The organism is Synechocystis sp. LEGE 06083, assembly GCF_015207725.1.
GTDB classification, from domain to species: Bacteria; Cyanobacteriota; Cyanobacteriia; order Cyanobacteriales; family Microcystaceae; genus Synechocystis; species Synechocystis salina.
In genome coordinates, this window is the sequence record NZ_JADEWJ010000014.1 from 21,266 (window position 1) to 27,548 (window position 6,283).

The window sequence follows — 6,283 nt, forward strand, 5'->3', positions numbered from 1 at the left end:
AAAATAGCCTTCAGGTCAGTCCATTTATTTCATTATTAATGAAAATTTGTCAGCGGTGGTTTATCAATAGGTAGTCCACCGCTTTTATTTTGGCAAAGAATAATTAGAATGCAGTGATGGAGTCAAAGATAATCCCGTTTGAGGAAATCCTGCAGGACGACGGGAACTTTAACCTGACCGGTGCTGGGTTCGTAATAATTTTCTAAAATTGCCGCCATGGTGCGCCCGATCGCCAAACCAGAACCGTTGAGGGTATGAACAAATTGGGTGCCTTTTTTGCCTTTTTCCCTGTAGCGAATGTTGGCTCGACGGGCTTGGAAATCATGGAAATTGGAGCAACTAGAAATTTCCCGGTAGGTGTTGGCCGATGGTAGCCAAACTTCTAAGTCGTAGCATTTGGCCGCCCCAAAACCTAGGTCGCCGGTGCATAGTTCCACCACCCGGTAGGGTAATTCTAAAGCTTGGAGAATGGCTTCTGCGTCGGCCACTAGGGCTTGATGCTCGACAGCGGACTCCTCTGGTTTAACTAATTTGACTAATTCGACTTTGTTGAATTGATGGAGACGAATAAGCCCCTTAGTATCTCGACCATAGCTCCCAGCTTCCCGCCGAAAACAAGGGGTATAGGCACAATGTTTGATGGGCAGTTGTTCCAGGTCTAAAATTTCATCTCGATAAAGGTTGGTCACCGGCACTTCGGCGGTGGGAATGAGCCAGAGGTCATCTTCCCGGCATTGAAAACTTTCTTCGGCAAACTTGGGCAATTGCCCCGTTCCCAGCAGAGAATCGCTGTTAACTAAAATGGGGGGCATAATTTCCTGGTAGCCCACCCCGATGTGCCTTTCAAGCATGAAGTTAATCAAGGCCCGCTCCAAGGCGGCCCCGGCTTTCATGAGGGAAATAAAACGACTCTGGGCTACCTTGACTCCCCGCTCACTGTCAATAATGCCTAATCTTTCGCCAATTTCCCAATGGGGTAAAATACCTTCTTTTTCTGCTCTTAGATACTGATCTCCCCAACGTTTTACCTCAACGTTATCGGTTTCGTTAGCCCCTATGGGGGTGGTTTCACAAGGTAAGTTTGGTAGTTCCAGTAACAGCTTTTGCAACTGCTCTTTGAGGTCTTTTTCCTGCGGTTCCAAATCCGCTAATTGAACTTTGAGATTATTGCCTTCTTCCCGCAAAGTTTGAATTTCTGTGCCCTTGGGGTCGGCTCCTTGGCCAATTTTTTGCCCAATTAATTTGCCAATTTCATTACTACGACTTTGGAGCAGGGTTCGTTCACTTTCCTTGGCTTTCTGTTCAGCGGCGATCGCCAAAATGGGTTGGAGATCATAATCAGTGCCGCTTCCCCGTTGATTAAGACGATTCTGGATAGCGGCGGGATTTTCACGAATTTGCTTAAGGTCTAACACGAACCAACTCTACTTAAAATTCTGAATTTTTTGAACCATTAACGGCCAACCCCATACAGTTTAAAACGTCGGGGCGGACTTCTAACCGGACTATTGACTGAGGGCTTTGAGAAAACGATTCAGATTGGCCATGATGCCCCCCCGTTTAGGACTGGGGGCCGTACTTTCCGAGCCGGGCTCCTGGGGATTGTTACTTTCCATTAGTAGACGCTCCAGAGCTTCCCCTACTGGTTTTTCGGGTAATTCTGTTAAAAGTTCGTACTCTTCTCCCTTTTCCAGCAATACCTGCCAGGGAGAAGGGTGGGAGCGCAACACCACTGCCCCTTCCAGGGGACGGAAATAGTAGGCACTGAATAAGGTGCTCAAAAACCGTTGCCGCAGTTGTCGGGCCGCATAGCCAATGCCAACAATGGAAACATCTTCAAGCTGGGGAATGAGCAAAATCACCGGGCGATCGCCGGCCAATTCACAAAGTTTTTCCACGCTCTGAACTTCCACCGCAGAGGGGGACACCACCAAAAATACCTGGTCAGATTCAGAAATTTTGCGGTCGATGGGGGTGTAACGACTGCCTAAATCCCCGATCTGGAAAGGAACTTCGCCCCAATCCCGTTTAGCTAGGGCGGCCGCCCCAGTATCGGGAAAAATGATCCTTAGCCCCAATCCTTGGTCGGCAAACAATTGGCTAAATTCCAAGGCGATGGCCTGGGCTTGGAGGGCAATTTCCGGCACTGATAATTCCACCTGGATACGGCGGTAACCGTCATCTAGGGCCCTTTGGGTGGCGGCGATCGCCTCGATGATGGCCTCGTCAATGGTGGAGGGAACGGGGAGAGACATGGTTAGGGGCGGTGATGGTTAGTGACTCGCAGGCTATTTTAGCGTTATCTGATCTTCCCCATCCTTTTCCATGGCTTGGAGGGGTTGCCAGCCCGATCGCCAGAGCAGATCATCTTTAAGTTGTTGGGCATTAAGCCAAAAGCGGACTTTGGGATCGCAACTAGCCACCATTTCCGCAAAAACCCACCGACCTTCCTGCCGGCGATTGGCCACTTGGAAGTGTCGCCAGCCCCAGGTTTTTTGTTGAGCTGTCCATTTGGAACCGAGGAGATGGGGGAATTTTTGCTTGCGGGCCATGGGGAAAGTCAACGAAAAGCTGGAGGACAATTTTCACGGTGGTTTCCCCAACATATAATATGTACCTACGATATGCCCAGACCATTGGGCTAATCCACCCCAAATGGAAACTAAAAAGGCAATAATTGTTTCTTGTAGTGGGATGAAAAACTTACTTTTGACTGCTTTGGACTTTTCTCCGTTGGTGAATGCGATGCTTCCCTTGAATCTGCTCAATCCTAGTCAATCCTTACCCTCGAAGTTAGGCGGCGCAGCATTATTAATTGCCGCGGCCTGGGCGGGTTTGGGGACCCCGGAAGCATTGGCCCAAATTGGTAGTCCTGCCCCTGGTCAGTTACAGCAATTTACGTTCCAAAATACTCCTTCAGTGCTGCCTCCAGAGAGTGAATATACCCTCGGCCCCGGCGATCGCCTCAGGGTAGACATCCTGCAAGTGGAAGGATTATCGGGGGAATATCAAGTTTTAGTGGATGGCACAGTGGGTTTTCCCCTCATTGGTACGGTCAGGGTGGCCGATCTCACCATCCCAGAACTGAATCAACTTTTGGCTAGTCAGTACGCAAAATATATTCGCCGCCCTTTAGTCACGGCCATTCTCACCAGCCCCCGTCCCCTCAACATTACCCTTTCTGGTGAAGTCAATTCCCCTGGAGCCTATGCCTTGGCGATCGAAGGCGGACAGAAATTTCCCACCCTCACCCAGGTCATTCAACAGGCTGGTGGTCTCACCCCCGTATCAGATATCAGTCGAGTGCAACTACGTCGACAAAAAGGTAACTACCAAGAAAACTACAGCATTAACCTGTGGGAGCTGCTACGGGAAGGAAACTCCCGTCAGAATGTAACCCTGCGGGACGGGGATGTTGTGGTTATTCCCAGCAAAACTGCCACAGATCCCAGGGAAGTCCGACAGTTAGCCGACGCAAATTTTGGTATTCGTTTTGAGCAAGAAATCAACGTAGCGGTGATTGGGGAAATTTTTCGTCCCGGTTCCTATAAACTCTCCCCTGCCATTCGCGCCTCCAGTATCACCGAGGTGAGTGGTGACAACAGTAACAGAGCGGGCACTGGCAGCCGTGCCAACGTAGAAAATACCCAGCCGGTACGCCTGACCCAAGCAATACAGGAAGCTGGAGGCATTAAATCCCAAGCTGATATTCGTAACGTGGAAGTGCGGCGGGAAAATCGGGACGGTAATTTTGAGTTAATTGTGGTTAATCTCTGGGAACTGTTGGACGAAGGTAACCTAGACAAGGATGTTATTCTCCAAAATGGCGATGTCATTACTGTTCCCCAAGCTAAGGAACTATCGCCAAATGAATTTGAGGCGATCGCCACTGCCAATTTTTCTCCCCGCTCCATCACGGTCAATGTTGTGGGAGAAGTGCGCCGGGGAGGGGCTATTCAACTGCAACCCAATTCCACTTTAAACCAAGCAATCCTAGCAGCCGGCTCTTTTGATCCAGTTAGAGCTGATAAGGCCAGTGTTGATTTAATTCGTTTAAATCCCGATGGCACAGTTACCAAACTCAATATTGCTCCAGATTTTAGTCTCAACATAAGTTCTGACAAAAATCCTACTTTGAGAAACAATGATGTGGTTTTAGTCAACACCAGTGGTTTAACCCAGGCTACTGATACATTGAGGGAACTGTTTAGTCCAGTGGGAGCATTGCTAGGGGGCGGAGTTCTCAGTCTCATCAATATTCTCAATTGATAACTCGATGTAAGTATCTTGGTGAATTTTTTTGTAATTTTTTGTTTTACGAAGACGATTGAGACTCATTAAGTCCATAAATTATTCTATGAGTGAAAATGACAGAATTACAGAAATATGCCAAGGATTACATGTAATTGGTCGTTCGAGAGTAATCTTGCAGGATGACTTTTTCACGATTTCGACACTTTTTTATCAGTTTGTCAAAGCATTGACTGATTCAGAAAATATAGTCTTTAAAAATTTTTATGCCAGGTTTAGATATTGTCTTAGTAATCTAAATCTAGATGGACAGGATGTCAGTAATCTTGATGCTTTTCGCCGGTTTATCCGCAGGGGTTTTTCTGAGAAAGTCAATCAAGTGGCAATTGAACAGGGAATTTTATTACTCCAAAGAGTGTGTTTAGCGGCGGTCAAAAATTCTGAATTGCTAGAATTTACTATTGACAATAATCAATATAACAATCAATATTTCACAACCCTTTCCCAAGCAAGGCGATCGCCCCGGATAAAATACCTAAAACTTTTATACACTGGGCATCATCAGAGTAAATCCCGACGAGCCTTCCGTCTCTATGGCTTTAGCTTAGATAATCTGCAAACAAGCATTACCCTAGAGTGTGATTGGTTTAATGCTCCCCACTTATTTTATTTAACAGATTTATTAAAGGAAGATACGTTAATTGCTTGTCATAATTTAGTGCCAGTAGCCGAAAATAAATACCAAGCTAATTCAGAATCTCTAATCGTTGTTGAACCCGACTTTCTGGTGGATGCCAGCGCCATCAGCGAATGTTTTGGCAACAGAAACACCAGTAGCGATATTTTTTGGCTCAATAAATTAGTAGGAGAACTGGCTGGAGCTCCAGCTTTTAAGGGGACTATTGTTGGTTACTATCTAGATGAACTGGTCAGAAATGAACAGATTGATATTGCTAAAATTTTTGCAGATTATAAGAAACCAGATGCTTTAAGATGTGCCCATCTTGGGGAAAAGGAAATGGTCGATATTCAAACATCCATCACCCAAGAACATCTGCCAAATATTGCCAGTTTAGTCAAGAAATTACATCAAGAAAATCTTAGTATTTGGATTGAGCCAACTTTTTTTTCACAGCATTATGGTTTGCAAGGACGATTAGATTTATTAACTATCAATCCAAAGGGCTCTAAAGATATTATTGAGCTTAAAAGTGGTGGCGCTCCCTATCCAGGCAGAGAATGGAAAAATCACAAAATGCAAGTGGTGGCCTATAACATGATGCTGGAAAGCACCTATGGTAATCATGTAGGAAATAAGGAAATATTTTATTCAAAATCAGAGCAACCCCGTAGAAATATTGTCAGTGAATCCCAAGAAAAAAGTGAATTGATTAAAGTCAGAAATGAAATAGTTAGTAAAATTTACCAACTAGCCAAGAGCGATTTTATTAGCTTAGATAAACTTAAAACTAATGGTGCGGGAGAGTTACCAGAGTATAATCAACGACGTTTAAATCGTTTCCAACAAAGCTACCAGCCGGGTAGATTAACCACAAATTATTATCAACAACTACTCGCATTTACTCTCCGGGAATTAATCAATAGTAAAGTATCAGATTCTCAACAGTCTGAATTGGAGGATAAGCATCAATCGTCCACAGGATTTGCTAGTTTGTGGTTGGACGATTTTAATACCAAGCAAAGTAACTATCAACTACTTTATGATCTCAGAGTAATGGAAGTTGACAAACGGAAGAGCTATCTTTCTCTGGCACTGACCCAGTCTGATATAGCCCATTCATTTCGGGCCGGTGATATGGTAATTATTTACCCTAAAATAAACGGGGAGTATGAACCTTTGAAGCAGCATATTTTTAAAGGTTCCATTAAAATCATTAACCAAGAACAGATTGTAGTTTCTTTATTTAATAAACAAACTGATTATTCGTTTATTGAAAAATATGACTTTTGGGCTTTAGAGCCAGATATTTTTGAGCGTAACTATTGGAGTAGCATAGCTTGCTTGTTAGAA

5 protein-coding genes are annotated in these 6,283 nt (G+C 44.9%); 2 read left to right on the forward strand and 3 right to left on the reverse strand.

Annotation, left to right across the window (positions count from 1 at the left end; all coding sequences use genetic code 11):
- Positions 1-122 precede the first annotated feature (122 nt).
- The 3 genes from serS to IQ219_RS02100 form a co-directional block, all read right to left on the reverse strand.
- A complete protein-coding gene (serS, locus tag IQ219_RS02090) occupies positions 123-1,415 on the reverse strand; it encodes a serine--tRNA ligase (protein ID WP_194071548.1) in 1,293 nt (430 codons plus the stop codon).
- A 90-nt stretch (positions 1,416-1,505) separates the two neighbouring features.
- Entirely contained in the window at positions 1,506-2,255 is a 750-nt protein-coding gene (locus IQ219_RS02095; protein ID WP_194071549.1) for a DUF1995 family protein, read from the reverse strand.
- Positions 2,256-2,288: 33 nt separating this feature from the next.
- The gene (locus IQ219_RS02100) at positions 2,289-2,552 is read right to left on the reverse strand and encodes a TIGR02450 family Trp-rich protein (RefSeq protein WP_190597713.1); all 264 of its coding nucleotides are present in this window, start codon (positions 2,550-2,552) and stop codon (positions 2,289-2,291) included.
- A gap of 142 nt (positions 2,553-2,694) precedes the next feature.
- On the opposite strand from IQ219_RS02100, the gene IQ219_RS02105 reads away from it, so the two are divergent.
- Both IQ219_RS02105 and IQ219_RS02110 read left to right on the forward strand, forming a co-directional pair.
- The gene (locus tag IQ219_RS02105; RefSeq protein WP_228016645.1) at positions 2,695-4,269 is read left to right on the forward strand and encodes an SLBB domain-containing protein; all 1,575 of its coding nucleotides are present in this window, start codon (positions 2,695-2,697) and stop codon (positions 4,267-4,269) included.
- An 88-nt stretch (positions 4,270-4,357) separates the two neighbouring features.
- On the forward strand, positions 4,358-6,283 hold a 1,926-nt coding region (locus tag IQ219_RS02110), incomplete at its 3' end, for a PD-(D/E)XK nuclease family protein (RefSeq protein WP_368667550.1).

Excerpts from the sequence above, each read along its gene's own strand:
- IQ219_RS02095 (WP_194071549.1), bottom strand. The coding sequence starts at position 2,255 with ATGTCTCTCCCCGTTCCCTCCACCATTGACGAGGCCATCATCGAGGCG.
- IQ219_RS02100 (WP_190597713.1), bottom strand. The coding sequence starts at position 2,552 with ATGGCCCGCAAGCAAAAATTCCCCCATCTCCTCGGTTCCAAATGGACA.
- IQ219_RS02105 (WP_228016645.1), top strand. The coding sequence starts at position 2,695 with ATGAAAAACTTACTTTTGACTGCTTTGGACTTTTCTCCGTTGGTGAAT.